Origin of the sequence: Enterobacter asburiae, assembly GCA_011754535.1 — a bacterium.
Taxonomy (GTDB): domain Bacteria; phylum Pseudomonadota; class Gammaproteobacteria; order Enterobacterales; family Enterobacteriaceae; genus Enterobacter; species Enterobacter cloacae_N.
In genome coordinates this window covers 3,530,042-3,553,921 of the sequence record JAAQVN010000001.1, presented here as the reverse complement: position 1 = coordinate 3,553,921, position 23,880 = coordinate 3,530,042, and the positions used below count along the sequence as shown (strand labels likewise).

At 58.9% G+C, this 23,880-nt stretch carries 24 protein-coding genes; 18 read left to right on the top strand and 6 right to left on the bottom strand.

All coding sequences use genetic code 11. The annotated features are described in order from the left end of the window. Positions 1-63: 63 nt before the first annotated feature. From HBM95_16735 to HBM95_16720, 4 genes are read left to right on the top strand one after another with little or no spacing between them, the layout of a single operon-like run. Positions 64-468, top strand: a complete 405-nt coding sequence (locus HBM95_16735; GenBank protein NIH44567.1) for a hypothetical protein — start codon at positions 64-66, stop codon at positions 466-468. Beyond that, positions 455-748 (top strand): phage holin family protein, encoded by a 294-nt coding sequence (locus HBM95_16730; protein ID NIH44566.1) that lies wholly within the window; start codon positions 455-457, stop codon positions 746-748. The genes HBM95_16735 and HBM95_16730 overlap by 14 nt, the downstream gene beginning before the upstream one ends. Then, positions 738-1,367, top strand: a complete 630-nt coding sequence (locus HBM95_16725; GenBank protein ID NIH44565.1) for a glycoside hydrolase family 19 protein — start codon at positions 738-740, stop codon at positions 1,365-1,367. Before HBM95_16730 ends, HBM95_16725 begins: the two co-directional genes overlap by 11 nt. After that, on the top strand, positions 1,364-1,846 hold the full coding sequence (locus tag HBM95_16720; GenBank protein ID NIH44564.1) for a DUF2514 domain-containing protein: 483 nt from the start codon (positions 1,364-1,366) through the stop codon (positions 1,844-1,846). Before HBM95_16725 ends, HBM95_16720 begins: the two co-directional genes overlap by 4 nt. A gap of 322 nt (positions 1,847-2,168) precedes the next feature. Here HBM95_16720 and HBM95_16715 read toward each other — a convergent pair whose 3' ends face one another. After that, on the bottom strand, positions 2,169-2,948 hold the full coding sequence (locus tag HBM95_16715; protein NIH44563.1) for a hypothetical protein: 780 nt from the start codon (positions 2,946-2,948) through the stop codon (positions 2,169-2,171). Positions 2,949-3,457: 509 nt separating this feature from the next. Here HBM95_16715 and HBM95_16710 point away from each other — a divergent pair. The 3 genes from HBM95_16710 to HBM95_16700 all read left to right on the top strand — a co-directional run bounded on the left by HBM95_16710 (position 3,458) and on the right by HBM95_16700 (position 5,560). Continuing rightward, positions 3,458-3,766, top strand: coding sequence for a hypothetical protein (locus tag HBM95_16710; GenBank protein ID NIH44562.1), 309 nt, complete (start codon positions 3,458-3,460; stop codon positions 3,764-3,766). Positions 3,767-3,983: 217 nt separating this feature from the next. Next, complete coding sequence (locus tag HBM95_16705; GenBank protein ID NIH44561.1) at positions 3,984-5,180, top strand: NAD(P)/FAD-dependent oxidoreductase; 1,197 nt, start codon at positions 3,984-3,986, stop codon at positions 5,178-5,180. Further along, a complete protein-coding gene (locus HBM95_16700) occupies positions 5,180-5,560 on the top strand; it encodes a hypothetical protein (protein ID NIH44560.1) in 381 nt (126 codons plus the stop codon). The genes HBM95_16705 and HBM95_16700 overlap by 1 nt, the downstream gene beginning before the upstream one ends. Positions 5,561-5,622: 62 nt before the next feature. Here the strand turns inward: HBM95_16700 and HBM95_16695 are convergent, their stop codons facing one another. Further along, a complete protein-coding gene (locus tag HBM95_16695; protein ID NIH44559.1) occupies positions 5,623-6,456 on the bottom strand; it encodes a MurR/RpiR family transcriptional regulator in 834 nt (277 codons plus the stop codon). Positions 6,457-6,748: 292 nt separating this feature from the next. On the opposite strand from HBM95_16695, the gene HBM95_16690 reads away from it, so the two are divergent. The 10 genes from HBM95_16690 (at position 6,749) to iolB (ending at position 19,859) form a co-directional block, all read left to right on the top strand. Beyond that, entirely contained in the window at positions 6,749-8,254 is a 1,506-nt protein-coding gene (locus HBM95_16690) for a CoA-acylating methylmalonate-semialdehyde dehydrogenase (GenBank protein ID NIH44558.1), read from the top strand. Positions 8,255-8,265: 11 nt separating this feature from the next. Beyond that, positions 8,266-10,191: a 3D-(3,5/4)-trihydroxycyclohexane-1,2-dione acylhydrolase (decyclizing) gene (iolD, locus tag HBM95_16685; protein ID NIH44557.1), complete on the top strand. Its 1,926-nt coding sequence runs from the start codon at positions 8,266-8,268 to the stop codon at positions 10,189-10,191. 289 nt (positions 10,192-10,480) lie between these two features. Further along, positions 10,481-11,467, top strand: a complete 987-nt coding sequence (gene iolG / locus HBM95_16680; protein ID NIH44556.1) for an inositol 2-dehydrogenase — start codon at positions 10,481-10,483, stop codon at positions 11,465-11,467. A gap of 31 nt (positions 11,468-11,498) precedes the next feature. Next, the gene (locus HBM95_16675) at positions 11,499-12,428 is read left to right on the top strand and encodes a sugar ABC transporter substrate-binding protein (GenBank protein ID NIH44555.1); all 930 of its coding nucleotides are present in this window, start codon (positions 11,499-11,501) and stop codon (positions 12,426-12,428) included. A 48-nt stretch (positions 12,429-12,476) separates the two neighbouring features. Beyond that, positions 12,477-14,024 (top strand): sugar ABC transporter ATP-binding protein, encoded by a 1,548-nt coding sequence (locus tag HBM95_16670; protein ID NIH44554.1) that lies wholly within the window; start codon positions 12,477-12,479, stop codon positions 14,022-14,024. 11 nt (positions 14,025-14,035) lie between these two features. Next, the gene (locus tag HBM95_16665; GenBank protein NIH44553.1) at positions 14,036-15,064 is read left to right on the top strand and encodes an ABC transporter permease; all 1,029 of its coding nucleotides are present in this window, start codon (positions 14,036-14,038) and stop codon (positions 15,062-15,064) included. 8 nt (positions 15,065-15,072) lie between these two features. Continuing rightward, a complete protein-coding gene (locus tag HBM95_16660) occupies positions 15,073-16,206 on the top strand; it encodes a Gfo/Idh/MocA family oxidoreductase (protein NIH44552.1) in 1,134 nt (377 codons plus the stop codon). Positions 16,207-16,218: 12 nt separating this feature from the next. Then, complete coding sequence (iolC, locus tag HBM95_16655) at positions 16,219-18,123, top strand: 5-dehydro-2-deoxygluconokinase (protein ID NIH44551.1); 1,905 nt, start codon at positions 16,219-16,221, stop codon at positions 18,121-18,123. Positions 18,124-18,134: 11 nt separating this feature from the next. Next, the gene (iolE, locus tag HBM95_16650; protein ID NIH44550.1) at positions 18,135-19,025 is read left to right on the top strand and encodes a myo-inosose-2 dehydratase; all 891 of its coding nucleotides are present in this window, start codon (positions 18,135-18,137) and stop codon (positions 19,023-19,025) included. 9 nt (positions 19,026-19,034) lie between these two features. Continuing rightward, positions 19,035-19,859, top strand: a complete 825-nt coding sequence (iolB, locus tag HBM95_16645; protein ID NIH44549.1) for a 5-deoxy-glucuronate isomerase — start codon at positions 19,035-19,037, stop codon at positions 19,857-19,859. 89 nt (positions 19,860-19,948) lie between these two features. On the opposite strand, the gene HBM95_16640 is transcribed toward iolB, so the two are convergent. The 3 genes from HBM95_16640 to HBM95_16630 are packed head-to-tail and all read right to left on the bottom strand — an operon-like array spanning position 19,949 to position 22,452. Further along, positions 19,949-20,692, bottom strand: a complete 744-nt coding sequence (locus tag HBM95_16640) for an alpha/beta hydrolase (protein NIH44548.1) — start codon at positions 20,690-20,692, stop codon at positions 19,949-19,951. 11 nt (positions 20,693-20,703) lie between these two features. After that, positions 20,704-21,171, bottom strand: coding sequence for a hypothetical protein (locus HBM95_16635; GenBank protein ID NIH44547.1), 468 nt, complete (start codon positions 21,169-21,171; stop codon positions 20,704-20,706). 51 nt (positions 21,172-21,222) lie between these two features. Then, positions 21,223-22,452 carry an MFS transporter gene (locus tag HBM95_16630; GenBank protein ID NIH44546.1) on the bottom strand — a complete coding sequence of 410 codons (1,230 nt, stop codon included), beginning with the start codon at positions 22,450-22,452 and terminating at the stop codon, positions 21,223-21,225. Between the two features lie 97 nt (positions 22,453-22,549). On the opposite strand from HBM95_16630, the gene HBM95_16625 reads away from it, so the two are divergent. Next, positions 22,550-23,440, top strand: coding sequence for a LysR family transcriptional regulator (locus HBM95_16625; GenBank protein ID NIH44545.1), 891 nt, complete (start codon positions 22,550-22,552; stop codon positions 23,438-23,440). On the opposite strand, the gene HBM95_16620 is transcribed toward HBM95_16625, so the two are convergent. Continuing rightward, positions 23,437-23,607 (bottom strand): DUF2633 family protein, encoded by a 171-nt coding sequence (locus HBM95_16620; GenBank protein NIH44544.1) that lies wholly within the window; start codon positions 23,605-23,607, stop codon positions 23,437-23,439. The genes HBM95_16625 and HBM95_16620 overlap by 4 nt on opposite strands. Positions 23,608-23,880: the final 273 nt, after the last annotated feature.

Genomic DNA, 23,880 nt, shown 5'->3' with positions numbered 1-23,880 from the left:
TTATTGTGTATGATGAACTCACCAACTAAGGGGGTTCTATATGCACAATAAACGGTGGTCACTATGTCTGCATCCATGACGGTGTCAGATGTCAATCAGGGGCTTAGCCTTGGCGCACTAAGCGCCTGGCTTGTTGGGGTTCCGCCTGAGGTGGTGATTGGTAGTCTGGCAGGTGCGGTAATTTTTGTTACCTTTGCGACAGAGTTTCCAATAAAACGTCGGTTGCTACTGGCGGTTGTCAGCTTCTTCTGCGGGCTGGTCATCTATAAGCCTACTGCAATCATCCTCATTGGCTTCGCCACACTTCTCCCATCCGTAACATCCGATATGTTCGATAAAGGAATAGCGCACTCTGCCGGAGCATTCGTTTCCTCTATCGTGGCAGTAGGGCTTGGCAAATATATTTATCACCGTTCTGAAAATCCGCGCGACCTGATCCCGGGGAGAAAAGACGATGACCAGTCCTGATCTGCTTCTCATCCTGAACGCCGCTATCTGCGGCGGAATTGCTATTCGAGTCCTTCTGTTCCGACGTGACGGGTCACGACACCGCTGGTGGGGCGGGTGGCTCGCATACCTCCTGATCGTCGTGGCAGCAAGCGTGCCTATCCGGACGTTCTACGGGTACTACGTCAGCGCCGACTGGTCAGAAGTCATCATCAAAGCCGTGTTCCTGGCTGCGCTCATCAAGACAAAGGGGAACGTGGTTCAAATCTTCAAGATAACGAGGTCCCAGCATGGACATTAACCAATTCCAGCGTGCAGCTGGCATCAGCGACGTGCTGGCCACGCGCTGGTATCTGCATATCACTGCGGCCATGAAAGAGTTTGGCATCGAGCAACCTCTGCACCAGGCGATGTTTATCGCGCAGGTTGGGCATGAGTCAGGCGGCTTTACCCGGCTGCAGGAGAACTTCAACTACAGCGTGACAGGGCTGGCGGGATTCGTCAGGAATGGTCGACTTACTCAGGGCCAGGCCAACGCGCTGGGCCGTCGTGCTGGTGAACCATCGTTACCGCTGGAGCGCCAGCGTGCGATCGCCAATCTGGTGTACAGCAAGCGCAATGGTAATAACGGTCCGACCGATGGCTGGTTCTACCGAGGGCGCGGGCTTATCCAGATCACCGGTCTGAACAACTACCGCGACTGTGGTAACGGCCTGAAGGTAGATCTGGTTAAGCAACCTGAGCTGCTGGCTCAGGACGAATACGCGGCCCGCAGCGCGGCGTGGTTTTTCGCTACCAAAGGATGCATGAAGTACACCGGCGACCTGGTGCGCGTCACGCAGATCATCAATGGCGGCCAGAATGGCATCGACGACCGGCGCGCGCGGTACATCACCGCCAGTAAGGTGCTGGCGGTATGATCTGGGCATTCGTAAAAGCGTACTGGAAACAGTTTCTTATCGTGGTGATGCTTGCTGCTCTGGTAATCGGCTGCAGGGTTGCCTGGAATGTGCACGGCAGCCGCCAGTACGATGCAGGGTATGCGAAGGCGCAGGCAGATCAGAAAGAGGCCGACGCAAAATTGCGTTCGCTGAAAGAACAGGAGAAAGCGACCAATGAACGAGAAGCGCAGCAGAGGATCGACCAGGCGCGCAATGATGCTCTTAATGCTGCCGCTCGCGCTGGCCGGTTGCAGCAACAGCTCGTTGCCATCCGTGAGCAGCTCAGGCAGTATAACGCCACTGTCGGCGCTGGGGCGTCAGCCGCAGACACCGGAGTTTTGCTTGCCGACGTGCTCAGCAAATCTCTCGAGCGAAACCGACAACTGGCAGAGTACGCTGATCGGGCCGCCGAAGCCGGACGAGTCTGTGAAAAGCAGTACGATTCACTGACCCGGTGACATGGCATTTTTCATGGTACTGATTTCCGGTGACGGTATATAAAACGGTACGGTGAAAATCATGTTGCGGAAAGTTTTTATCAGTCAATTGGTTATGCATGCCGTAAATAATTGAATGGGAATGATTTCCTAACAGGAAATGTCTGGTACTAACAGGTTCTAAATTATCTCTAAGCCCGCGGATTGCGGGCTTTTTTTTGGCCATGGCTGGCAACACCATGTCAGGTTAGTGCCAGAAGCGGACATTACCTAACACATTAGTAACCTTATCAGATTTACGCGTTCTGCATAGTAAGCGTCGCATCTGATGAGTCATAATGTTTTAAAATATCCAACTGATAAATCCACCCGAATACTTTTCACTAATTTGGATTGCAAAAAGGTCATGAAGACTTAGAAATAGATCATTATCTTCTTTAAAAATTAACTCCTCATACTCTGCCATTATCAAACTATGCTGCGTTGTTAGTTTAGATATGTTATCCATTTCACTGGCAAGCATGGATTTGTTTGCATTGGTGGATAGATCCATAGCAATAAATTTCCGCATCAATGGTATTAGTTGATTAGGGTCTGTATTTTTTGTATTTTCCTTGGCTTTTCTTTGTCTTTCTGAATAGATGGTGTTAATCGCATTTGTATAATTTTTCGCCAAACCCCTAAACTCTGGATATGAACCAGTAACTAATGCAAGCTCTTCGTACTTGAGGAATAAATCGGCCTTGCATTTTTTAACCGTCATTTCAAGCTCTTCAACTCCTTTTTTTAACTCTGCATTTGCTTTAATAATAGATATTGGGAGAGCTTCATAATGCTGGCCTAATTTTGAATCAGGTGTCATTGTCATATGTACTATTTCATTAGACATGAGCTGATAAGAACCAGATAACTCTCCATACTTTAGGAATAGTTCATTATGTGAAGATGAACAAGAACTTTGTAATTCCATCATTGGCCTGAAGTAATCCTTTATAAGTTCTTCCTGAAGACCTTGGTCTTTTTTGTAACTCTCTAGAATTCCAGCAAAAAGAAATGACCCTAAAGATATAGAGATTATGGCAATTAGTAATTGACTAAGAAGTGATTGTGCTCCATTACTCATGAATTATCCTTAAAACATAATACGGAAAAAAAGTGGCACCTGATAGGGGAAGCGACGGATCGGAAACAAACTTAACTGATGGGTTAGCCATAGTCCAGAACCTTGTTTAAACACTTAGTATGACTATATGCATCTTAGAAATTTGTGCCAGTAACATTTGAAGCCTTATAATTCATTTAAATCGAAGTCAGTTACTCGCTCAGAGCGGACCCGTCCCACAAGCCCACTTCTTTTAGAGCATAGTGGCTCAGGGCTCTAAAATTGCATGATTCACCGGGATAGGGCCCTTACAATTGCCTCCGAACTGAACTTTCGACGACGTTTCAGTCGACGAAAAGCCATACAGGGCGTTTCCTGCTGAAACTCAGAACCACCCAGGATATTACACCCCTTATGAATGGTTCCACCGCGCCGGGTGCAAAGCCGACACTCATTAACCAACGGAGATTATCATCTTGAACAAGTCAATACTCGCATGCTCTGTGGCCGCGCTGCTGGCCGTGTCTGCCATGTCCGCCCAGGCCAGGACCCCCGCCAGGCTCAAGTCGCCAGCATCGGGCGTGCTCTGCGACCGATATGTATGCGCCAATGACAAGGGATTATCCCGCGAGTTGACAGAGACGTATCACGGTAAGAAGGCTGCTGCAAACGAGGTGTTCACGTCGAGCAATGTCGATCTGACTGAATTCACCTTTGCCAACGGCATTTTCTGCGATGTGAAGGAACGACTGTGCCGTGAAAATCGCTATTATGGCGCGAACGGACAGCGCTCCGGGGCCGTATCTAAAAAGTACACAAAGCTGCTCTTTGGCGAATAATGGTGATGAAAAGAGGCCACAGCAAGAGACTACGTTATAAAGATATAAATTATATTTTGCAGTATATATTATAAATAATGATGTGGTTATCAAAATTAAATTTCTCATTAAAGGTTGCATTGAGGAATATTACTCTGTTACTACCCTTTAGCTGAGCGTAACAGTGAAGCGGTCTGGTTACGTGAATTCCCATTCACTACCATGAGCGAATAAAGGAATGAAAAACCGCATAATGATTGTCGGCGGCGGCACGGGAGGAACCATTGTTGCCAACCTGCTGGCCAGAAAATTACGACGTGAAATTGCTGCCGGTCAGGTAGAGCTGGTACTGATTTCCGAATCACCGGTGCATTACTACAAACCCGCGTTTATGTATGTCGCGTTCAACCTCTTCCATCATCATGAGCTGGCCCGGCCTGAACGGCAGTTACTGAGTCCGGAAATTCGATTTATTACCGATAAGATTGAGTCGTTCTATTTTAAACAGCGTCGACTGTACGGTGCCAGTAAGCAATATTACGACTGGGACCTGCTGGTTATCGCAACCGGCTGTACGCCTTTCCCGCAAAAAATCCCCGGCCTTGCCGAAGCGGGCGACCATTTTTATCAATACGCGGCGGCAAGACAATTAGCGCATAAGCTCTCCACCCTTAAAAAGGGGCGAATATTTATTACCGTCTCTTTCCCGGAAACGCCGAATGTTCCCCATCAGTGCGGCATCGCCCCCATTGAAACCACGCTTATGGTTGACGACTATCTGCGCCAGCGCGGCGTACGTAATCAGGTTGAGATTGTTTATACCTATCCGACCGTCGCGCAGCTGCTGCGAAACTGCCTGTTCCTGCAGCGTCCGGTTGGGGAGGCGCTGGGCGATATTTTTGCTGCCAAAGGAATACAGCACCAGCGCGGCTTTACCTTGAGCCATGTCGATCCTGACAGCAAAATTGCCTATTCCGCTGAGGGCGACTCGCAGAACTTCGACATCCTGATGGCAACGCCTCCCATCAGGGCGGTTGAAGCGGTGCGTAATACGGGACTCAGTGAGGTTCAGAACGGTGAAGGCTGGCTGCCGACGGATCACCAAACGCTGGGCGTCTACGGCCTGGAAGGGGGGTATGTGATCGGCGATACCGTTGACCTCCCGATCAGTAAAGCCGGGGGATCGTGCCACAACCAGGCGCCGATCGTTGCCGATAACATTGTGGCGGAGCTGTACGGCAGACCGCCCGGAAGCGGTAACCATTATGATGGACGGGTTCAGGCCGTTGCGCAGATGGGGCTCTGGGCCGGTATGCCGTTGGTGTATGACTATCGCAATGACGTGACGCCCATGCCTGCGACGAAACTCGGCGGCATGCTGCGAAACGGTTTTAACCGTGGTCTCTATTGGGGTGTCGTGAGGGGGATGTTCTGATGAGTGAACAGGAACAGTTACTTAAAAGCCTTGCCCCGCTGATGGCAGGCAATCGCCTGAATAATCTGGTTGATCTGCTGGCCTTAGCAGCAGACATGCTGGAAATGACCGATAGCGCGATGGTCGAAAAGCTGGCTGGCGTATTTGAAGATGTGGTCACCGTCGGTTGGGAAGGGGGAACCGCGCTACGCATGGCCTGGGGAGAGCAAATTAACAGGGAAGGGGATATTTCGCTTCGGCAGGTGTTTGCCATGCTCAACGATTCTGATACCCGCCGCGGCATCATGCTTTTACTGCGCGTGTTACAGATTGCGGGGCAGCGTCTGAATTCCCTCTCTTCCGTCAGTTATTCTGATTGCCCCGAGATAAGGAGCCGTTAATGTCTGGCTGATGCTCTTCAGGCGGTCGGGTATTGGCTATGCCTTACCCGGCCCACCTGGGGCTATTTATCCCCACCACCCAACCGGTACGCCAGCGCCACCACCAGCGACTGCACCAGGCACAGCGTTGCCGACTGTGACCGGAACGCATCCACCTGCGCCTCTTTCACCACAAAGCAGAGATCGCTGAACGTCGCCAGGGGGCTTATCTGGCTGTCCGTAATCACAATCTGCCGTGCGCCGACGCTGGCGGCGGTTTCGCTGACCATCACCGTCTCTTCCGCGTACGGCGAGAAGCTGATCGACACCACAATGTCCCGCGCCTTAATACGGCTGATCTGCTCGCGCAGCATGCCGCCCATGCCGTCGAGCAGGATAGGGCGGCACTCGAGGTGGCTCAGGGCATAGGTGAGGTAGGCCGCGACGCTAAAGGAGCGGCGCAGTCCGGCGATGTAGATGGTGTCAGCATCTGCCAGCAGCTGTACCGCGCGCTCCAGCATTTCCGGCTCGGCGCGGGCGGCCAGCTGCTGTAGCGCCTGCGCGTTCGAGCGGGCGAACTCCTGCAGGATATCGAGCGGCGTTTCCGGCACGGCCTCGCTCTCCATTTCGCGGAACAGCCGGGCGCGGTCGCTGTAGCTGGCGGTCTCCTCAACCAGGTTCATACGAAACAGCTGTTTCATTTCGTTGAAGCCGGTGAAGTCAAAGGCGTTGGCAAAGCGGATCAGCGTCGACGGCGGCACGTCGGCGCGCTCGGCAATGACGGCAACCGTATCAAAGGCCACGCTGTTGGTATTATCCAGCACGTAGCGGGAGACCTGCTGCAGCCTCTTGCTCAGGCTATCGTAGCGATCGCGGATTTGCTGCTGCAGTTCGTTCAGGCTGGTTGCTGTCGTCATCTTATCCCCCAAATACAGTCTTATGATTCTAAACGCAAAACCGCGTCTTTTAAATGTCGGCCATCCATCTGGCAGCAAAAATGAAACAGAAGCTTCAGTCATTTCCTCGCCCGAAATCCTTTAATAGCGCACGCGGCGTCAGTGTTGCTGGCTGTTAACATAAAAATCCATCCTTGATCACAATAATCATTATTTATTTTATTTCAACTTAAAATGGAATATTTGTTTCATATATAGTGTTCAGTACACAGCGTTCAGGTAACAGTCACGTATCAACAGCGAGAGGTTAAGGATGGAGACGGTAGCGAATTTTATTCACGGCGAATGTGTCACCGGTTCAGGCCAGCGCGTTCAGGCGATCTTCAACCCGGCCACCGGCGAGCAAATCCGCCAGGTGGTGATGAGTACGGCGCGGGAAACCGAACAGGCGATTGCCGCCGCGCAGCAGGCGTTTCCTGCGTGGGCGCGCCAGGCTCCGCTTAAGCGCGCGCGCGTGATGTTCCGCTTCAAGGCTCTGTTGGAGGAGAACATGGAGCGCCTGGCCCGCATCATCAGCGAAGAGCACGGCAAGGTCTTCTCCGACGCGGTGGGTGAACTGACCCGCGGTCTGGAAGTGGTGGAATTTGCCTGCGGTATCCCGCATCTGCAAAAGGGTGAACACTCGGCGAATGTCGGTACCGGCGTCGACAGCCACTCGCTGATGCAGCCGCTCGGCGTCTGCGCCGGGATCACGCCGTTTAACTTCCCGGCGATGGTGCCGATGTGGATGTTCCCGATTGCGCTGGCGACCGGCAACACCTTCGTGCTGAAACCGTCGGAAAAAGACCCTTCGCTCGCGTTGGCGCTGGCGCAGCTGTTGAAAGAGGCTGGACTGCCGGACGGCGTCTTCAACGTGGTGCAGGGCGATAAAGAGTCCGTTGACGTGCTCCTGACCGACCCGCGCGTGCAGGCGGTGAGCTTTGTCGGCTCCACGCCGATTGCGGAATACATTTACCAGACCGCGTCCGCCCACGGTAAGCGCTGTCAGGCGCTGGGCGGCGCGAAAAACCACTGCATTCTCATGCCGGATGCCGACATGGAGATGGCGGCCAACGCCATTATGGGCGCGGCCTACGGCGCGGCGGGGGAACGCTGCATGGCACTCTCGGTGGTACTGGCTGTGGGGGATAAAACCGCCGATGACCTCTGCGCCCGGCTGGAAAAACAGATTGCCGTGCTGCGCGTCGGGCCGGGCCTGGACCAGACGCCGGAAAACGAAATGGGGCCGCTTATCTCCTCCGCGCACCGCAGCAAGGTGCTGGGCTACATCGACAGCGGCGAGTCGCAGGGGGCAAAACTTCGCGTGGACGGTCGCGGCTTCAGCGTGAAGGGGCACGAGCAGGGCTACTTCGTCGGGCCGACGCTGTTCGATAACGTCACCCCGGAGATGACCATCTATAAAGAAGAAATTTTCGGCCCGGTGCTTTCTGTGGTGCGCGTAGCAGATTATGCCAGCGCGGTGGACCTGATTAACCGCCATGAATATGGTAATGGTTCAGCGATCTTCACCCGCGACGGCGGCTGCGCGCGCCGCTTCTGCGAAGAGGCGCTGGCGGGCATGGTGGGAGTCAACGTGCCGATCCCGGTGCCGATGGCGTTCCACAGCTTCGGCGGCTGGAAGCGCTCGATTTTTGGCGCGCTCAACGTCCACGGCAGCGACGGCGTGCGCTTCTACACCCGAATGAAAACCATCACCGCGCGCTGGCCGGAAATGCAGCAGGAGACAAGCGCTGCGTTCTCCATGCCGACGCTGGGCTGACAGGAGGCGTTATGCAAACCGAACGTATGACCATGGCCCAGGCGCTGGTCCGGTTCCTTAATCAACAGTACGTCAGCGTGGATGGCAATGAAACGCCCTTTGTCGAGGGCGTGGCGACCATCTTTGGGCACGGCAACGTGCTGGGTATCGGCCAGGCGCTGGAGCAGGAGCCCGGTCATCTGAAAATCATGCAGGGGTGCAACGAGCAGGGTATCGCTCACATGGCGACGGGATTCGCCAAACAGCACCGCCGCCAGCGCATTTTTGCCGTCACCTCCTCGGTCGGGCCGGGCGCCGCCAACATGGTGACCGCCGCGGCAACCGCCACCGCGAACCGCATCCCGCTTTTACTGCTGCCGGGCGATATCTACGCCAGCCGACAGCCGGACCCGGTGCTGCAGCAGATCGAGCAGTATCACGATCTCAGCATCAGCACCAACGACTGCTTCCGTCCGGTCTCCCGCTACTGGGACCGCATTAACCGCCCCGAGCAGCTGATGAGCGCCATGCTAAGCGCGATGCGAACGCTTACTGACCCCGCCAATACCGGGGCGGTGACCATCTGCCTGCCGCAGGACGTGCAGGGAGAAGCCTGGGATTACCCGCTGAGCTTCTTCGCGCGTCGCGTGCACCACATTGAGCGTCGTCCGCCTGACCCGCAGCGTCTGGCGCAGGCGCGGGCGCTGATCGCCCGCAAACGTCGTCCGCTGGTGGTGTGCGGCGGCGGCGTGCGCTATTCCGGCGCACATGAGGCGTTTCGCGAATTTGTCGAGACGCTGCAGCTGCCGTTTGCCGAAACCCAGGCCGGAAAGGGGGCGCTGGTAAGTGACCACCCACTTAATCTGGGCGGCGTAGGGGTAACGGGGGGAATGGCCGCTAACCAGCTTGCGCCACAGGCTGACCTGGTGATCGGCATCGGCACCCGCCTGACCGATTTTACCACCGGCTCTAAGGCGCTCTTTTCCCACCCGGACGTTGAATTCCTGCTGCTGAACGTGGCCGAGTTTGACGCCCTGAAGCTGGACGCCACCGCGCTGATTGCCGATGCCCAAACCGGACTCCAGGCATTAACCCACGCGCTCAGGGATTACCGCAGCGGCTGGGGAGAAACGATCGCCCAGGCGAAATCCGCCTGGCGCGACGAGTGCCGCCGCCTGTGGGATCGCCAGTGGCGCCCTGACGACGCGCCTGAAGTGGCGGGGCACATGGATGCGCAGCTGGCGGAATACGGCGAGACGCTCAACACCCGCCTGACCCAGACGCGGGTGCTGGGGCTGATCAACCAGCATGTTGAAGATAACGCCGTTGTGGTGGGCGCGGCCGGTTCGCTGCCGGGCGATTTACAGCGCCTCTGGCAGGTCAAAACGCCGGACAGCTATCACCTGGAGTACGGCTACTCCTGCATGGGCTACGAGATTGCGGCGGCCATCGGCGCGAAGCTCGCCAGACCCGGGCTGCCGGTGTACGCCATGGTGGGGGATGGCTCCTACATGATGCTGCACTCCGAGCTGCAAACCGCCGTGCAGGAGGGGATTAAGGTCACCGTTTTGCTGTTTGATAACGCCAGCTTCGGCTGCATCAACAACCTGCAGATGGGGCACGGGATGGGCAGCTTTGGCACGGAAAACCGCCAGCGCAACCCGGAAACCGGGCGGCTCGACGGGCCGCTGGTAAAGGTCGATTTTGCGCAAAACGCGGAGAGCTACGGCTGCCGCGCGTGGCGGGTAAACGATGAGCAAAGCCTGCTGGCGGCGCTTGAGGCGTCCCGGGCGCATCCGGGCCCGACGCTGCTGGACATCAAGGTGCTGCCGAAGACCATGACCCACGACTACGCCTCCTGGTGGCGAACCGGTGACGCGCAGGTGGCAGAGTCTTCTGCCGTGCGTGAGGCTGCGGAACAAACGCAGGCGCAGGTGAAAAAAGCCCGCCAGTATTGAGTTTTTCCGACGTAACGAAATTTTCATTTCATTTTTATTTTCCCCTCACCCTAACCCTCTCCCACAGGGAGAGGGGACGGATCGGTGCGGTTTTTTCTCCCTCGCCCCTTTGTAATGGCGGGGGCATCTCTCCCGTCATGTTGTGAGATTGATAACAAAATTTATCTCATTCATCTCAAAAGTGTTAACCCACACTCAAAAACATAATTTTCACTATTTATAAAAATGAAATAAATGTTTTATTTATAGGGTCGTTAGTTCACAGCATTCACCAACACCGGGAGCCGTTATGTTTAACATTGCTTTACTGGGCGCTGGCCGAATTGGCCAGGTACATGCAGCTAACATCGCCAGCCACGGCGCGACCACGCTCTGGTCCGTGGTTGACCCGAATCAGGAATTTGCCACCCGCCTCGCCGCGCAGTATCAGGCCCGCCAGCAGAGCCTGGATGAGGCGATGACCGACCCTAACGTTCACGCCGTGCTGATCGCCTCCGCCACCGATACCCACGCGGATCTGATTGAAATGGCCGCCCGCCACGGCAAGGCTATCTTCTGCGAAAAGCCGGTCCACCTTGACCTCGCCCGCGTGCGCGACTGCCTGAAGGTGGTTAAAGAGTACGACGTGCCGCTGTTCATCGGCTTTAACCGCCGCTTTGACCCGCAGTTCCGCCGCGTGAAAACCGACGCCCAGGCCGGGCGCATCGGCAAACCGGAATCGCTGCTGATCATCTCCCGCGATCCGTCTCCGCCGCCCGCAGAGTACGTGCGCGTCTCCGGCGGCATGTTTCGCGATATGACCATTCACGACTTCGACATGGCCCGCTTCATCATGGGCGAAGAGCCGGTGTCGGTGTATGCCCAGGGCAGCAACCTGGTGGATCCGGCGATTGGCGAGGCGGGGGATATCGACACCGCGTTTATCGTTCTGAAATACGCCTCCGGCGCAATGGCGACCATCGTCAACAGCCGCCGCTCATCTTACGGCTACGACCAGCGCCTGGAGCTGCACGGCTCCGAAGGCCTTCTGTGCGCGGGCAATATCCTGGAAAACCAGGTGCAGCACTATGGCAAACAGGGCTGCACCAGCGCGCTGCCGGAACACTTCTTCCTGCAGCGCTACAAATCCGCTTACGCCGCGGAATGGGAGCACTTTGTTGCGGTATTACGCGGCGAAGCGGTGCCTGACTGCAGCGGCGATGATGGTGAACGTGCGCTGTACCTTGCGGATAAAGCGCTGGAGTCGCTGCGCAGCCAGCGCGAGATCGTCCTCTAAACACACCAACCCTACACAGAGAGACATAATAATGAAAAAACTGATCTTAGCCGCCCTCATCGCCATGACATCCGGGGCCGCCCTCGCCGAAAACGAGCAGATTGTTTTCAGTACGCCAAACCTGGCGATGCCGTTTGAAGTTCACATGCAGCGCACGGCGGTGAAAGCCGCAAAAGAGATGGGCGTGAAGCTTCAGGTACTGGACGGGCAGGGCAGTTCACCGAAGCAGGTGGCTGACCTGGAAAACGCCATCACCCGCGGGGCGCAGGGCTTTATCGTCTCACCGAACGACGTCAACGCGGTCTCAAGCGCGGTGGATGAAATTCAGGATGCGAAGCTGCCGGTGGTCACCCTTGACCGCTCCGTCGACAGCCAGAAGAAAGTGCCGCACTTTGGAGCCAACAACTACAAGGGCGGCCAGGCGATTGGCGACTTCGTTAAAACCAAATTCCCCGACGGCGCGGAGATCATTCTGCTGACCGGCCAGCCGGGCTCCTCCTCCAATATTGAACGCACTAAGGGGATCCGCGACAGCCTGAAGGCGGGCGGGGATAAGTACAAGATCGTCGCCGATCAGACCGGCAACTGGATGCGTTCCGAAGGGATGCGCATCGTTGAAAGCGTGCTGCCCTCGCTGCCGAAACGCCCGCAGGTGATCCTCTCCGCCAACGACGACATGGCGCTGGGGGCGATTGAAGCGCTGCAAAGCCAGGGCGTGAAGCCGGGTGAGATCCTCGTGACCGGGTTTGATGCGGTGCCGGAAGCGCTGGCCCGCGTGCGCGACGGCTGGCTGGCGGTAACGGCGGATCAGCGTCCGGGCTTTGCGGTGCAGACGGCGATGAGCCAGCTGGTGGCCAACGTGCGCGAGAAGAAAGCCATCACCGGGGCCGACTACCCGCCGACGCTGATCACCAAAGAGAACCTGCAGCAGGCTGAGCGTATCGGTGAGGCCGGTAACTGATATGTCCCGAGCCGCCTTTGGCGGCTCATCATGAGGAGGAGCAGACCGATGTCGCAACCCTTACTGAAAGTGACCGACCTGGCAAAAAGCTTTTCCGGCGTCTGGGCGCTGAGCAGCGCCCAACTGACCGTCGGCGCGGGGGAGATCCACGCCCTGCTGGGGGAAAACGGGGCGGGAAAATCCACGCTACTGAAGGCGCTCGCAGGCGCGCAGCCGCAAACCCGCGGGGATATCTGGTTCAACGGCGAAACGCTGCCGGTGGACGACTCCCCGGTGGAACGTCAAAACAAGGGCATTATCACCATCTATCAGGAATTCAACCTGCTGCCCAACATGACCGTCGCGGAAAACATGTTTCTCGGGCGCGAGCCGCGCAGGCGTAACCTGATCGTCGACGAAAAGGCGGTCAACCAGGAGGCGCAGGTTATTCTCGATTACCTGCAACTGAACGTTGCGCCGACCACGCCGGTGGCCCGTCTGAGCGTCGCCCAGCAGCAGATGGTGGAGATCGCCCGCGCGCTGACCCTCAACGCCCGGTTAATCATCATGGACGAACCTTCCGCCGCGCTGAGCGACAGCGAGGTGGAAAGCCTGCACCGCGTGGTGCGCGAGCTTAAAAACCGCGGCGTGAGCATTATTTATGTTACCCACCGTCTGCACGAAGTTTTCCAGCTCTGCGATCGCTTCACCGTTTTCCAGGACGGCCGTTTCACCGGCACCGGCGCGGTGGCGGAGACTAACGTCGAACAGCTGATCCGACTGATGGTCGGGCGCGACGTGGCCTTTAACCGCCGCCCCGCCAGCGAAACCCATCATGAAGACAAACCCGTCCGCCTGGCGGTGAAGGGGCTGAGCCGCGAAAAGCCGCCGCTGGATCCGCACGGTATCGCCCTGCACGACATCAGCTTCCACGTCCACGCCGGGGAGGTATTAGGCATTGCCGGGCTGGTGGGCGCGGGGCGTACCGAGGTGGCGCGCTGCCTGTTTGGTGCAGACGCGTTTACCTCGGGGAGCTTTGAGCTGGACGGCGTGCCGTACCAGCCGCGCGACCCGCTGTATGCCCTGGACCAGGGCGTGGCGCTGGTGCCGGAAGATCGCAAAAAAGAGGGGGCGGTGCTGGGGCTGTCGATTCGCGACAACCTGTCGCTCTCCTGTCTCTCCTCGCTGCTGCAGTGGCGCTGGTTCGTGAACACCCGCAAAGAGGACGATCTGATTGAGTCCTACCGCCAGGCGCTGCAGATCAAAATGGTCAACAGCGCGCAGGAGGTGCGCAAGCTCTCCGGCGGCAACCAGCAAAAGGTGATCCTCGCGCGCTGCATGGCGCTTAACCCGCGGGTGCTGATCGTCGATGAGCCGACGCGCGGCATCGACGTGGGGACCAAATCGGAAGTGCACCAGGTGCTGTTTGACATGGCGAAAAAGGGCGTGGCGGTGATCGTGATCTCCTCCGATCTGCCTGAAGTGATGGCGGTGTCTGACCGGATCATCACCCTCAGCGAAGGCCGGGTGACCGGCGAGATCCACGGTGACGACGCTAACGAAGAACGGCTGATGACGATGATGGCCATCAACCACAACGCCCTGAACGCGGCATAACGGAGTTTCTCATGACGCAGATGATTTCTAAAACGCAGGCCCCGGTCAAACGCGCCGGACGCATCGATCCCATCGCCTTCTTCGAGCGCTTCGGGGTGCTGATTTTCATGATCCTGCTGCTGATCTTCTTCCAGTCGCAGAACAGCAACTTTTTCTCTGAACGCAATATTTTCAACATCCTGACCGAAGTCTCCATCTACGGGATCATGGCCGTGGGGATGACGTTCGTCATTCTGACCGCCGGGATCGACCTCTCCGTGGGCTCCATTCTGGCGGTGTGCGCCATGACCGCGGCGTACGTGATCAAGGGCGATAACTTCACCACCGTAGACCCGAATGCATGGGGCGGCATGAGCTGGCTGATCGGGCTGGGGATATGTCTGGCGATGGGCACGGCGATTGGCTTCCTGCACGGCCTGGGCGTCACCCGCCTGCGCCTGCCGCCGTTCATCGTCACCCTCGGCGGGATGACCATCTGGCGCGGCCTGACGCTGGTGATTAACGACGGCGCGCCGATCGCCGGTTTCGATCAGGGCTACCGCTGGTGGGGGCGCGGGGAGCTGCTCGGCATCTCCATTCCGATCTGGATCTTTGCCATCGTCGCCGTCGGCGGCTATCTGGCGCTGCACAAAACCCGCTGGGGCCGCTTCGTCTACGCCATCGGCGGCAACCCGGAGGCGGCGCGCCTGGCGGGGGTCAACGTCAAGCGCGTGCTGGTCAGCGTCTACGTGCTGATCGGCTGTCTGGCGGGTCTGGCGGGCTTCATCCTGAGCGCGCGTCTGGGAAGCGCCGAGGCGGTGGCCGGGATCTCCTTTGAACTGCGCGTCATCGCCTCGGTGGTGATCGGCGGTACCTCGCTGATGGGCGGCTACGGGCGCATCGGCGGCACCATTATCGGCTCCATCATAATGGGTATTCTGATTAACGGCCTGGTGCTGATGAACGTCTCGGCCTACTACCAGCAGATTATCACCGGATTAATTATCGTTCTGGCGGTGGCATTCGATACCTATGCCAAAAGCCGTCGCGGCGCACTGTGAGGAACACGATGAAAGAGGTTCGTATTGGATTGATTGGCACCGGGTATATCGGCAAGGCGCACGCTATCGCCTATGCCCAGGCCCCGACGGTGTTCAACTTGCGCGGCAGGCTGGTGCGCGAGATGGTGGCGGAAGTCACGCCGGAGCTGGCGGCAGAGCGCGCGCGGGCGTTTGGCTTCAACCGTTCCACGGGCGACTGGCGGGCGCTGGTGGCCGACCCGGCCATTGACGTGGTGGATATTTGCTCACCCAACCACCTGCATAAAGAGATGGCGCTGGAGGCGCTCCGCCACGGCAAGCACGTCTACTCGGAGAAGCCGCTTGCGCTGAACGCCCACGACGCGCGCGAGATGGTCGACGCCGCGAAGCGGGCCGGGGTGAAAACGCTGGTGGGGTTCAACTACATGAAGAACCCAACGGCGCAGCTGGCGAAGGAGATTATTGCCCGCGGCGAGATTGGCGAAGTGATCCACTTCTACGGCACCCACAACGAAGACTATATGGCCGACCCGCGCGCTCCCATTCACTGGCACTGCTTTAAAGAGACCGCCGGGCTGGGCGCGCTGGGCGACCTCGCGGCGCATATCGTCAATATGGCCCAGTACCTGGTGGGGGATATCGAGCAGGTCTGCGGCGACCTGAAGATCGTGGTCCCTGAACGCCCGGCGAAGGCCGGATCGTCAGAGATGATTGCCGTCGAAAACGAGGACCAGGCCCACGCGATGGTGCGTTTTGCGGGCGGTGCGCAGGGCGTGATTGAAACCTCCCGCGTTGCCTGCGGCCGCAAGATGGGGCTGTCGTACGTCATCACCGGGACGAAAGGCGCCATCAGCTTCACCCAGGAGCGCATGGCCGAGCTGAAGCTTTATCTGCATGACGATCCGGTGAACCGTCAGGGGTTCCGCACGCTGCTCGTCGGCCCGGCGCACCCGGACTACGCCGCGTTCTGCATGGGCGCGGGCCACGGGATTGGCTTTAACGATCAAAAAACGGTGGAAGTGCGCGACCTGGTGGATGGCATTGCCGCCGACGCGCCGATGTGGCCGGACTTCGAAGAGGGCTGGAAGGTGTCGCGCGTGCTGGACGCGATTGCGCTCTCGCACCGGGAAGGCCGCTGGCTGAACGTGAACGACATTGTCTGATGAGGTATCAACGTGGAAAAGCAGTTTGATGTGATATGCATGGGCCGCGTGGCGGTAGACCTCTACAGCCAGCAGATTGGTGCCCGCCTGGAAGATGTGTCGAGCTTCGCCAAATACCTCGGCGGATCCTCCGGCAACGTGGCGTACGGCACCGCGCGCCAGGGCCTGCGCTCGTCGATGCTGGCGCGCGTTGGCGATGAACATATGGGCCGCTTCCTGCGCGAAGAGCTCAACCAGGTGGGCTGCGATACCAGCCATCTGATTACCGATAAACAACGCCTCACGGCGCTGGTGCTACTCGGTATTAAAGACCGGGACACCTTTCCCTTAATTTTTTATCGCGATAACTGCGCGGATATGGCCATTACGGCCAGCGATGTGGACGAAAGCTACATTGCCTCCGCACGTTGTCTTGCCATCACCGGGACTCACCTTTCTCATCCTCAGACCCGCGAGGCGGTGCTGACGGCGCTGGGCTATGCCCGCCGTCACGGCGTGCGCACGGTGCTGGACATCGACTACCGTCCGGTGCTGTGGGGGCTCACCTCCTTAGGCGACGGCGAAACGCGCTTTATCGCCGCCGATAAGGTCACCCGCGAGCTGCAGGAGGTGCTGCACCTCTTCGACGTCATTGTCGGCACCGAAGAGGAGTTTCACATTGCGGGCGGCAGCACGGATACCCTGCAGGCGCTGGGGCAGGTGCGCGCCGTCAGTGACGCAGCGCTGGTCTGCAAACGCGGCGCGCTCGGCTGCTCGGTCTACACCGACGCCATTCCGCCCCGGCTGGACGACGGCCTGACGGTCACCGGCGTGCGCGTGGAGGTGTTGAACGTCCTCGGCGCGGGGGACGCGTTTATGTCCGGCCTGCTGCGCGGCTACCTGAACGACGAGGGCTGGGAGCAGGCGTGCCGCTACGCCAACGCCTGCGGCGCGCTGGTGGTCTCGCGCCACGGCTGCGCCCCGGCCATGCCGAGCAAAATCGAGCTGGATGACTATCTTTCCCGCGCCGCGAACGTACCGCGCCCGGATCTCGACCCGCGTCTTAACCATCTCCACCGGGTGACCACCCGCCGCCGCGAATGGCCGGAGCTGTGCGTGATGGCCTTCGATCACCGCAGCCAGCTTGAGGATATGGCGATGCAGTGCGGCGCGTCGCTTAAGCGCATTCCGGCACTGAAGCAGCTGATCCTGCAGGCCAGCCGCGAGGCGGCGAGCCGCGCCGGGCTGGAGGGCAAAGCGGGCTTGCTGTGCGACGGCACCTTTGGTCAGGACGCGCTGAACGCGATCACCGGGGAAGGGTGGTGGATTGGTCGCCCCATTGAGCTGCCGGGCTCCCGGCCGCTGGAGATGGAGCACGGCAACATCGGCACCCAGCTTATCAGCTGGCCGCAGGAGCACGTGGTGAAGTGTCTGGTCTTCTTCCATCCGGAAGATGCCCACGGCCTGCGCCTGGAGCAGGAGCAGAAAATTGCCGAGGTGTACCACGCCTGCTGCCGGTCCGGGCACGAGCTGCTGCTGGAGGTGATCCTGCCTGCGACCATGCCGCGCAGCGACGAGCTCTACCTGCGCGCCATCTCCCGCTTCTACAACCTGGGCATCTACCCGGACTGGTGGAAGCTGCCGCCGCTTTCCGCCGACGGCTGGACGGCGCTGAGCGAGATTATCGACCGCCGGGACCCGCACTGCCGCGGGGTGGTGATCCTCGGCCTGGACGCCCCGGCAGAACAGCTGCGCGCCGGCTTCAAAGCCGCAGCGGGGCAGCCGCTGGTAAAAGGCTTCGCCGTGGGGCGCACGCTGTTTGGCGATGCCTCCCGCGCGTGGCTGAAGCACGATATTGACGATGCGCAGCTGGTGGCGCGCATCCGGGACAATTACCTGCAGCTTATCGCCTGGTGGCGCGAGCGCGGACACGCATAATGGAGACGACAATGAGTGTGCAATTAGGCATTAACCCGCTGACATGGACGAACGACGATCTGCCTTCCCTTGGCGCGGAGACGTCGCTGGAGACCTGCCTGAGCGAAGGAAAAGAGGCCGGTTTTGCCGGCTTCGAGCTGGGCAACAAATTCCCGCGCGAAGCGCGCCTGCTTGGCCCGATTTTGCAGCGCCACGACCTGAAGCTGGTCTCCGGCTGGTACTCCGGCCGCTTGCTGGAGCGCAGCGTGGAGGAGGAGATCGCCGCCGTGCAGTCCCACCTGACGCTGCTGCGCGAGCTGGGAGCGAAGGTGCTGGTCTTTGCAGAAGTGAGCGGCTGCATTCACGGCGAGCAGCAGACGCCGGTGCATCTGCGCCCGCGCTTCCCGCATGAGCGCTGGAAGAAGTACGGCGAGAAGCTCACCGAATTTGCCCGCTACACCCAGCAGCAGGGGGTGCAGATTGCCTACCATCACCATATGGGCACGGTGATTGAGTCCGCCGAGGACGTGGACAACCTGATGGCCCACACCGGCGACGAGGTTGGACTGCTGCTGGATACCGGCCACCTGACCTTTGCCGGGGCCGACCCGCTGGCGGTAGCGCAGCGCTGGGCGTCGCGCATCAACCACGTTCACTGCAAAGACGTGCGCGCCGACGTGCTGGCGGACGTCAAAAACCGCAAAACCAGCTTCCTCGATGCGGTGCTGAGCGGCGTGTTTACCGTGCCGGGCGACGGCTGCGTCGATTACCCGCCGATTATGCGGCTGCTGAAGGCGCAGGATTATCACGGCTGGCTGGTGGTCGAGGCGGAGCAGGATCCGGCGATTGCCCATCCGCTGACCTACGCCCGTCTGGGGTACAACAACCTGAGCCGCCTGGCGCGCGACGCCGGACTGATTTGAGGAGGGGACATGTCACGTCTGTTATCACGCTGGCAACAGCCGAACGCAGAGGGGCGAACCCAGTCCGTTACGCCGGAAAGCGCGGGGTGGGGCTACGTCGGGTTTGAGGCGTATGAGCTGCAGGAGGGGCAGACGCTGACGCTGCGCGCCGTCAGCGAAGAGCGCTGTCTGGTGCTGGTCGCCGGACGGGCCTCCATCAGCACCCCTTCCGCGCAGTTTAACGACATCGGCGAGCGGATGAGCCCGTTCGAGCGCATCAAGCCGTGGGCGGTGTACGTCGCCCCGCGGGAGACGGTGCAGGTGAAGGCGCTGACGAAGCTGGAGCTGGCGGTCTGCGCCGCGCCGGGCAAGGGCTCGTATCCGACGCGGCTGATAGCCCCGCAGGACATCGACGCCGAGGCGCGCGGCAAGGGCCACAACCAGCGCTACGTGCACAACATTCTGCCGGAAGACAAACCGGCTGACAGCCTGCTGGTGGTGGAGGTATGGACTAACGATGGCTGCACCAGCTCGTACCCGAGCCACAAGCACGACACGGATAACCCGCCTCAGGAGACGTATCTGGAGGAGACCTACTACCATCGCCTCAATCCGGAGCAGGGGTTCTGCATGCAGCGGGTCTACACCGACGACAGAACGCTGGATGAGTGTATGGCGGTCTACAATCGCGACGTGGTGATGGTGCCGAAGGGATATCACCCGGTGGCGACGATGGCCGGGTATGACAGTTACTACCTTAACGTGATGGCCGGCCCGGTGCGCAAATGGATGTTTACGTGGGAAAAGGACCACGCGTGGATTAATCATGATTATCCCGCGGATGGTGGGGGCTGAGACGGCCTTTTTTGTCGGGTGGCGCTGCACTTACCCGACCTACGAAATCGTAGGCCCGTGCAAGCGTAGCGCCGCCGGGCGAATTGTCCTCAGTGCATCCGCCTCGCCTGCTCAATCGTCCGGGCGATGGCCTCCGGTTGGCTTACCATCGACACGTGGCTCGCCGCCACCTCGGCGGTTTTCGCATGGATCGTCTTCGCCATGGCGCGCTCAAGCTCCGGGTTGATCATTCGGTCATTCTTGCTGACCACAAACCAGCTTGGTTTATCATGCCACGCCGCGTTGGTGACCTTTTCACCAAACGCATCGGCCTTAATTGGCCCCTGCGTGGCCGCGATAGCGTTTTGTTCTTCTGGCTTCACATCCGGCGCGAAGTCCTTCCTGACGGCTCCTGTCGGCAGGAATAAATAGCCGTCAGCCGTTTTGGCAATGCCCGCGCTGCCCGGTGGTGCAGGGTAGCTTCCTGCCAGATCTGCCGTCGACTGGCCGGAATCCGGCGCGAATGCCGCCACATACACCAGCGTTTTTACCCGCGCATCGTTACCCGCCTCGCTAATCACGGTGCCACCCCAGGAGTGGCCCACCAGAACCACGTCACCCTGCGCACGGGCGATGGCCCGCTTTGTGGCCGCAACGTCATCCTTAAGCGAGGTGAGCGGGAGCTGGACGGCAATCACCTCATCGTGCTGCTTCTGCAGCAGGGCGATCACCTTATTCCAGCTGCTGCCGTCGGCAAACGCGCCGTGCACCAGCACAACGCTGGTTTTACTTTGTGCAAAGGCGCTGGCGGAAAAGGCCAGCAGGCCCGCCGTCACTACAGACAGTGCTTTCATCTTCAGACTCCTTAAAAATGGTGGACCGCCGCGTGGGGCGGAACGGTGAATTCAATGGTTTTGTGATCGAGCGGCTTGTGCGTCGGGTCGGCCAGGATAATCGTTACCTTGTGCTTGCCGGCGGGCAGCCCCACCAGGATCACCGGCTCGCCGCTGGCGTCAGCCCAGTGCCACGGCGCGCCGTCCACCACCACGTGAATGTGTCCGATACGCGGGGTTACCTTGAGCGCCTCGGGGCCGAACACCGGTTCGATGCGCAGGTTTTCGGCCCGGTACTGAATAAACACCGCGCCTTTGCTCAGCGGGCCAGCGAGCGGGGGATCGACGATCAGCCTGGCGGGCGGCTGCGGCTGCGCCAGCGGCGCAACGGCGGCGGGGCCGTTAACGTCCGCGGCGCTCAGGTTGTCCAGCGGTGTGGCCCGGGCATGGGCTACAGATGCCAGGAAAAGCAGGGGGATAAGTGCATAACGACGGATCATCGGTTTCTCTCCTCATCGGTTCTGAATGGCGACAGGGAAAGAAAACCATTTTTATGTATCGGAGATATTTGCCGGAGGCGGCGTTTTGTACCCGTTTGTCAGCGCAGGGTTCTGGATACAGTGCGATACACTTTGCCTCCCGGGACGGCGCACAATCGCTATCGCCAGCCCGGCAATTACCAGCGTCAGCCCCATTGAAACCCACATTGCACCCGCGATCCCCAGCGTTTTATTCAGCCATGCAAAGGCAAACGGAGAAGCTGCGGCCATCAGCTGCCCCGGGATGAGAAGCATGCCTGTCCGGCTGGCGTAACGTTCCGCGCTGAATAGCTCCAGCGGCAGGGTCGCTTTGACAATAGTTACCAGCCCGTTAATTGCGCCATAGCCCAGCACAAATCCGGCGGCACACCAGACAAACAGGGTGCTGCTCAGCCCGATGAGAAAACAAAGCGGCATGGCAATGGCAGTAAAAAGCGTAAGTTTTAAAGGGGTTAAGCGTGCTCCCGCCAGCACCTCCATAAAGCGCGCGCCCGTCTGGCCGATCCCCCACAGCATGCCGACCGCGACCGGCAGGCCGAAACTGGCGATAAACTCGGGGAGGTGGGTAGAGGTCCCGCTTGAGACAAAGGTAATGAGCGCAATAAAGGTCGCATACAGCCAGCCGTTACGCCTATCTTGGGGCGAGACCGGCGCGCTCGCTTTTGGCTTCACCACAAAGCGCTGACGCGGGAAGTGGCGAAGAAGCAGGGCGCTCAGTAATCCGGACAGGGCGTAGATCTTCAGCGCGTCCTGCCATGCCATCACATTGAGCAAAGCCTCTCCCAGCGGCCAGAAGACGGCGGACGCCAGCCCGCCCATCAGCGTAATACGTGAGATGGTCCCGCGTGCCTGCTGGCCGTACAGGTTAACCAGCGCGGCGAACAGTGCGTCATACAGCGACAGGCGCATCCCGATGCCGCACAGTAGCCAGGCGCAGTACCAGCCAGACAGCGTCCGGGTATACGCCATACCGGCGCAGCTTGCAGCAATCAGCAGCGTTCCGCCCATCACCACCCTCCGTCCGCCAAAGCGTGCCAGCAGGCGGGCGACGTAAGGGGAGACCGCCGCCATCACCAGCATCGCCAGCGTCAGGCCGAGGTAAATCTGCGGTGCTGACCAACCCCGATCGGCTGAAATCGCCCGCGCAAAGGTGCCGGGCATATAAAATGAGATCCCCCAGTTGAGGAGTTGATGACATCCGGCAGTGAGGGCAAGGCGACGAGGCAGGGCAGGTGTTTCCATTGTTTTTCATTCCGTTATGCAGTTGTCCTGAGCATAGCGAGCGCGGTATTGTGCTGGCAGGCCTGCAACCTTATGCGCTGTATAAGAGAAACTTTGAATGACGACGCTTAACCTCGGCTATCTCGCGACGTTCCGCCTGGCGATCCAGCGCGGCAGCTTTTCGGCGGCGGCGGATCTGCTGGGCATTTCCCAGCCCGCGGTCAGCCTGCAAATACGCCAGCTGGAGCAGTTTCTGCAAACGCGGCTGGTGGAACGTACCGGGCGGGGCATTAAGGCCACGGCGGCCGGAGAGGCATTGCTGGCGCACGGGGAGCGCATTCAGCAGGTCGTGGACGAAACCCTCCTGTCCGTGAGCGCGTTCAGCCACGATGTCAGCGGGACCATTACCCTTGGCACGGGGGCGACGGCCTGCATCCATCTTCTGCCACCCCTGCTGGAGCAGCTGCGCCGCGACTATCCGCTCCTGCGGGTGGGCGTAACAACGGGCAACACCCTCGATATCGTCAGGGCCATCGAAGAGAACCGTCTTGATATGGGGCTGGTGACGCTGCCGGTGAGCGGCAGAGCGCTGGACGTTATGCCGGTGATGGACGAGGAGTTTGTTTTTATCGCGGCGCGGGAGCAGCAGGACGCTTTCCGGGAATTAACCCCACAGGCGCTCCATGCTCAGCCGCTGATTGTCTTTGAGTCAGGCAGCAGTACGCGGGCGCTGATTGATGGCTGGTTTGCGGCCAATGGGTTAGCGATCGCGCCGGTGATGCAGCTTGGCAGCATTGAGGCGATTAAGCGTATGGTTCGCGTGGGGCTGGGCTACAGTATCGTTCCGCGAATGGCGGTTGAGCATGACGCTGACCGTGAAGGGCTCTGCGTCATGTCGCTCACGCCCATGCTGCAGCGGCAGCTGGCCATCGTGATGCGGCAGGATAAGATCCTCAGCAAAGGGATTGCCGGGATTATTCGGCTGGTGCAAGACACTGCGGCGGGCTAGCGGTCAGCGGCGTCGACGTTCAGGCTGGACTGCTGTGACTGGGTTTTGTCCTGATGGTGATACCAGGCGCCGATGGAAGAGTAAACGAAGCGGCCAAAGAAAAACAGAAAGCTGATGAGCAGTATGATGCGGGTCATTCGGGTGTTAAAACGGTGTCGTTTGCGCATACGCGTGGCCTGACTCACTCTCTTTTTTCCTGGGCATGCCCTTTTGGGCGACGGGGATATTAAGGCACAGCGGAAAGAGAGGGTCAATTCCGTCATGTGTAAATAACCGTCAACGTATACATTAATTGTTGTTATTGAAATTAATAATTGCATTTACCATATTGATAATATGAAGAAAATTATTTCAAAAAAACGCTATGCAAGGCTTATTTGCGTAAAATAGTTTGATTTATGTCAACGGATTCCCGGCCCTCATATTTAAAATCCCTCCTC

Bases quoted from the DNA above. Each gene is read 5' to 3' on its own strand.
- iolE (NIH44550.1), top strand. From the start codon at position 18,135: ATGAGTGTGCAATTAGGCATTAACCCGCTGACATGGACGAACGACGAT.
- HBM95_16660 (NIH44552.1), top strand. From the start codon at position 15,073: ATGAAAGAGGTTCGTATTGGATTGATTGGCACCGGGTATATCGGCAAG.
- HBM95_16625 (NIH44545.1), top strand. From the start codon at position 22,550: ATGACGACGCTTAACCTCGGCTATCTCGCGACGTTCCGCCTGGCGATC.
- HBM95_16725 (NIH44565.1), top strand. From the start codon at position 738: ATGGACATTAACCAATTCCAGCGTGCAGCTGGCATCAGCGACGTGCTG.
- HBM95_16700 (NIH44560.1), top strand. From the start codon at position 5,180: ATGAGTGAACAGGAACAGTTACTTAAAAGCCTTGCCCCGCTGATGGCA.
- HBM95_16710 (NIH44562.1), top strand. From the start codon at position 3,458: ATGTCCGCCCAGGCCAGGACCCCCGCCAGGCTCAAGTCGCCAGCATCG.
- HBM95_16705 (NIH44561.1), top strand. From the start codon at position 3,984: ATGAAAAACCGCATAATGATTGTCGGCGGCGGCACGGGAGGAACCATT.
- HBM95_16715 (NIH44563.1), bottom strand. From the start codon at position 2,948: ATGAGTAATGGAGCACAATCACTTCTTAGTCAATTACTAATTGCCATA.
- iolG (NIH44556.1), top strand. From the start codon at position 10,481: ATGTTTAACATTGCTTTACTGGGCGCTGGCCGAATTGGCCAGGTACAT.
- iolD (NIH44557.1), top strand. From the start codon at position 8,266: ATGCAAACCGAACGTATGACCATGGCCCAGGCGCTGGTCCGGTTCCTT.
- HBM95_16730 (NIH44566.1), top strand. From the start codon at position 455: ATGACCAGTCCTGATCTGCTTCTCATCCTGAACGCCGCTATCTGCGGC.
- HBM95_16670 (NIH44554.1), top strand. From the start codon at position 12,477: ATGTCGCAACCCTTACTGAAAGTGACCGACCTGGCAAAAAGCTTTTCC.
- iolB (NIH44549.1), top strand. From the start codon at position 19,035: ATGTCACGTCTGTTATCACGCTGGCAACAGCCGAACGCAGAGGGGCGA.
- HBM95_16735 (NIH44567.1), top strand. From the start codon at position 64: ATGTCTGCATCCATGACGGTGTCAGATGTCAATCAGGGGCTTAGCCTT.
- HBM95_16665 (NIH44553.1), top strand. From the start codon at position 14,036: ATGACGCAGATGATTTCTAAAACGCAGGCCCCGGTCAAACGCGCCGGA.
- HBM95_16695 (NIH44559.1), bottom strand. From the start codon at position 6,456: ATGACGACAGCAACCAGCCTGAACGAACTGCAGCAGCAAATCCGCGAT.
- HBM95_16620 (NIH44544.1), bottom strand. From the start codon at position 23,607: ATGCGCAAACGACACCGTTTTAACACCCGAATGACCCGCATCATACTG.
- HBM95_16640 (NIH44548.1), bottom strand. From the start codon at position 20,692: ATGAAAGCACTGTCTGTAGTGACGGCGGGCCTGCTGGCCTTTTCCGCC.
- HBM95_16675 (NIH44555.1), top strand. From the start codon at position 11,499: ATGAAAAAACTGATCTTAGCCGCCCTCATCGCCATGACATCCGGGGCC.
- HBM95_16635 (NIH44547.1), bottom strand. From the start codon at position 21,171: ATGATCCGTCGTTATGCACTTATCCCCCTGCTTTTCCTGGCATCTGTA.
- HBM95_16720 (NIH44564.1), top strand. From the start codon at position 1,364: ATGATCTGGGCATTCGTAAAAGCGTACTGGAAACAGTTTCTTATCGTG.
- HBM95_16690 (NIH44558.1), top strand. From the start codon at position 6,749: ATGGAGACGGTAGCGAATTTTATTCACGGCGAATGTGTCACCGGTTCA.
- HBM95_16630 (NIH44546.1), bottom strand. From the start codon at position 22,452: ATGGAAACACCTGCCCTGCCTCGTCGCCTTGCCCTCACTGCCGGATGT.